This is a genomic window from Pseudopedobacter sp. (genome assembly GCF_040392825.1).
Taxonomy (GTDB): Bacteria; Bacteroidota; Bacteroidia; order Sphingobacteriales; family Sphingobacteriaceae; genus Pseudopedobacter.
In genome coordinates this window covers 1-4,402 of the sequence record NZ_JBEBVH010000302.1, presented here as the reverse complement: position 1 = coordinate 4,402, position 4,402 = coordinate 1, and the positions used below count along the sequence as shown (strand labels likewise).

At 37.0% G+C, this 4,402-nt stretch carries 3 protein-coding genes and 1 pseudogene; all 4 read right to left on the bottom strand.

Going from position 1 to position 4,402, the window contains the following annotated elements; all coding sequences use genetic code 11:
- Positions 1 to 670, bottom strand: a 670-nt coding sequence (locus ABWO41_RS15855) for a DUF5017 domain-containing protein (protein WP_353140138.1), incomplete at its 3' end; no start/stop codon positions are given.
- A gap of 30 nt (positions 671 to 700) precedes the next feature.
- Positions 701 to 1,666, bottom strand: a complete 966-nt coding sequence (locus tag ABWO41_RS15850) for a DUF5017 domain-containing protein (protein ID WP_353140136.1) — start codon at positions 1,664 to 1,666, stop codon at positions 701 to 703.
- Between the two features lie 25 nt (positions 1,667 to 1,691).
- Entirely contained in the window at positions 1,692 to 3,509 is a 1,818-nt protein-coding gene (locus ABWO41_RS15845) for a RagB/SusD family nutrient uptake outer membrane protein (RefSeq protein ID WP_353140134.1), read from the bottom strand.
- A gap of 2 nt (positions 3,510 to 3,511) precedes the next feature.
- A pseudogene (locus ABWO41_RS15840) lies at positions 3,512 to 4,402 on the bottom strand (SusC/RagA family TonB-linked outer membrane protein); the annotation flags it as partial.

Genomic DNA, 4,402 nt, shown 5'->3' with positions numbered 1-4,402 from the left:
CACTTGTTGCTTGAATTACAGGGTCTTTAGGATCTAAATCCCGAGCCATAATAACTGACCAGCCTGCACTCCCCTGATCAACCAGAGTTTGCCTGCCTGTTAATGTATTGACAGTAAGTAAAAATCTTGACATTGTCCACTGAGTTACAGGCTCTGCAATTGCATCTGGTTTAACCTGATTACGATAAGCGAAATAAAGGCCTTTTTTTTCAGCAGTTATTATATTGGACAGATCAAAAGTTCCCGATGGTACCGTCACTGCAGGTGTTGCCCTTTCAGGCATATAAAATTCATCAGAAATATCTACCCATTCTCCTGCATCAAAACTTGCTTTGATACCTGCAGGAGTAAAATCTCCATTGAATTCTGTAGAAACGAGTATAGACATTTGATCCTTTTGTGTTCCGTAATTAGCATTCGATGAAAATGAAACCTGCGGCTCAAATAATTCCAATGGTCTGCCTTCTCGATATTGATAATCTTTTCCAATTTCTCCTGAATAAAACGTTACAATATTAGCATTACCCTTTAAATCAAAAGTTATTTGGTCTCCCGCTTTTACCGTTTCTTGGGCTATTGAAGCGTCAAAATCTAATGCATCAAGCTCCATGGTTTTACTACATGCACTAATTATTGTGACTAATAGCAGTATATATGTTTTTTTTAGCATATTCATAATTCATTTTATATTTTAATACCATTAAGGAATTACTGTAATTTTTTGTTGAACTAGTGTACGGCCACCATCTTTATTTCTTCCTTGAAAAGTTACATTATATTCTCCGGGAGCTGAATACATATAAGTATATTTTTCTAAGGGTAGAGCAGTTTCTGCACTTTTAATGATAGTACCTTTATCAGGTCCAAGATTAGTTTTACTAGAGAATACTTTTGTAACCGCCCAAGCATCCATTGCTTCAGTCGAAGTAGAATTTCTTGCTAAAAACAGGCTAGTAGGAGAAGATGAATTATTGGGGGATACCCGAGGTCCTCTGGTGCCATCCAATTCACCTCCTAAATATCCATTTACCGCAATTTTCCATCCCATATCACCAAAGGCAGATATATCTGTAGGACTACCATTTACTAAACCTGTAAATGCAAATCCATTAGTACCATAAAAATACCATTGAGTGGGTCTGTTACCTGTGGAGCTGGTTTTTATATCATTTCTTACTGCAATATAATAAGGTTTGTCTACCTCAATAAACTCCGTAATTTCCACCGGAGCAGATGTAAAATTAATAGCAGTAGCTCCTGTAGGAGTTGGTATATTAAACTTTGATGTCATGTCTTTCCACGTAGCTGCATTAATACCTGAATAACTATAATCTCCATTGAAATTCTGTGAAAGCAAAATCGAAAGTGATTTTTGCTCTCCGTAGTTAGAATTCGTTCGAATTGTTAAAGTAGGCTTTTCAATAGTCACTTCTCTGCCTTTGATATAATTATAGTCCTTTCCAAATTCACCAGAATAAAATAAAATAGTGTCAGCATTGCCTTGCATTTGAAAATTCACTGGCTCTCCTACTTTAAATTCTGTAGTACTTAACTTCGCATCAAACGGAATAATCTTAATAGTGCCAGGAGACATTTTTTCAGTTTCCTTTGTACAGGAAGATAAGGCAACGATTAATAGAATGATATAAAAAAAATTCGTTTTCATAACTTATATTTAATTGTATGAATGATTACCAATTCGGATTTTGAATTAATTTGTTATTCAACGCTATCTCCCGGACAGGAATTGGAAACAATAAGTTTTTTGGCCCAACATTTCTAAAAGCCCATGAAGCATAGGAAGGTGCATTACTTGTCGATATTTCAACTTCCATATCTTTCATGACTGTTAAGAAATCCCCCCACCTTATCAAATCATACTTTCTTAATCCCTCAAAGCCTAGTTCTCTTGAACGCTCATTTTTAATTGCTTCTAAGAAATGAATATCTGGTCGTGGATCAGCTTGGGAGGCAGTTAAATCATAATCAAAATCAGATAAAATAGCTGTAGCAGAAGCCGCATTAGTGGGAGTCCCAACGATTTTAACATTCGGTACCTGAGTGTAACCAGTTCCTCTTTTAGTAACTTGTATACCTGTTATTGCTCCGCCTTCAACTATTGCTGTAGCTTCGGCCCCTGTACCACCACCACCTTCCAACTCTATTTTGACATCTGTATACCCCGTACCGCCACTATTAACCTTAATCGATTTAATAAACTTGCCAAACATATATTCTCCAAAACCACGTCTTCTTACTTGATTATATGCATTTACTGCAGCAGTGTTTACTGTACCGCTTGCCATAACATCAGCTTCTGCGTACATTAATAAGACATCAGCATATCTTAATAATGGGTAGTTTTGTGCAGTTAAACTTGTACTATGGTCACGTTCATATTCACGACGCCATTTACCAATATCCCTGTCATAAATAGCACTTGCAGCGTGATTAACTTTATTCTTTCCACTATATTTAAAAGGGGCAATAGTCCAATCCCGCCTTAAATCGTCAGTTTCAAAAAGCCTGAAATACTTCTCTGTTGTCCTGATAATACCATATGAGTGGCCAAGCGAAACATCAGTTGTAGCAATACCAAGTCTGACACCAACCCAACCAGCTTCCGAAAAAGAATCTGCTCCGTTGCCCCAAAATTCTACTTCCCAGATACTTTCATTTATATCATATTTATCCTGAGCATAATTAATAAATATTTGCTTATAATCAGAATTCAGTGCATGACCAGCATCCATAACTTTCTTTGCCCAGTCTCTGGCTTCAGCATATTTGGAAACATCCATTAGAGGGTAACCGGCCATATATAAGCATACTCTTGCTAAAATACCCTGAACAGCAGATTTAGTAACCCTGCCAGCATGACCAACAGACTGTATGGTACGTACTTTACCCTCAGCCTCTTTCATCTCTTTTAATATGAAGTCGTATATTTCTTTATCCGTACTTCGGGCAATACTGTTACCAATTGGATTATTTGTAGGCTCAAGTACCAGAGGTACCCCGCCCCAATTGCTTACTAAAATAAAATAATAAAATGCGCGTAGGAATTTTGCTTCTCCAATGATTATGTTCCTGGCACTATTGCTCATTTCCGGTTTATTAACATTGGCTAACAGCACATTAGCCCTATCTATACCCTGATATAATTTTTGCCAGGTTGTCCTTATACGGGTGTGAGCTGATGTAAAATCGTATATCTGCGGGCCTTCTGCCGAGCTTCTGTTATAATAACCTTCATCTGCTTCGGTACCAAACATACTGCTGAGATTATATGAATATAACTCAGATGAGCCTAAAGGATCATATACACCAATTAATGCTCTATTTAAATCTCCTTCAGTATTAAAGTATTCTTCCGGACCATAAAAATCTGCCGGTTTAGTATCCAAAAATTTTTCACATCCCGAACTGAATAAACAAATTATTACAGTACAAATTCCGATTGATATTTTATTGCTTATTGTTTTCATTTCTCCAATTATATTATTCATAATTAAAATGTAGCCGTAAGTCTAAAAGTAGCGGTTCTGGCATGCGGATATGCAGAATAATCAAACCCGGGCGTTAAAGCCGTACTTCTAATGCCCACTTCCGGATCCATTCCTGAGTAATTAGTCCAGGTTAACACATTCTGCAAATTTGCGGAAAGACTAAGCGTACCTAATCCTACCCTACTGATATATTTTGGAGGAACAGTATAAGATAAACTCAAAGTTTTCAGCCGCAGATAAGAAGCATCTTCTAATACTCTTGAAGAATAAGTCCCGTAGTGAGTTTGTCCGTTATTAAGCGGGATAAGACTTTCCTGGTTTTCAAAGCTCCATCTATTTGCATAGCTTGCAAATTGATTCAAATGTGAGCGATTTCCAACATTCTCCTCAAGCATAAGCCGATTTGCGTTATATACATCGTTACCATACGACCATTGGAAGAATACATTCAGTTTAAATCGCTTGTAGCTGAAGTTATTTGAAAAGCCACCCATATGTTTAGGAACACCATCGCCAAGAACAGTAGCGTCCTTAGAGTCTATAAGACCGTCGCCATTTAGGTCCTTAAATTTGATATTTCCGGGTCTTATACTTGTTCTGGCAGCTCCATTTGAAGGCACATTACTTTTTAAGGTGTAGTTGCCGCCTCCAGTATCCTCAAAATCATTCAATGTATATACTCCATCCCAAACATAGCCATAGAACATAGAAATAGGTCGTCCAATTTCAGTGATATATAAAGGCACACCATTATAGCCACTATCCCATATCATAGGAGTAAGCATATTGCTTTCTGATTCGGCGAGTGCGAGGACTTTATTATTATTAAAGCTTATATTAAAGCTACTAGTCCACATGAAATTTTTATTTTTGATATTAGTCGTATTCAATGT

Coding starts and splice junctions, on each gene's coding strand:
- ABWO41_RS15845 (WP_353140134.1), bottom strand. CDS start 3,509: ATGAATAATATAATTGGAGAAATGAAAACAATAAGCAATAAAATATCA.
- ABWO41_RS15850 (WP_353140136.1), bottom strand. CDS start 1,666: ATGAAAACGAATTTTTTTTATATCATTCTATTAATCGTTGCCTTATCT.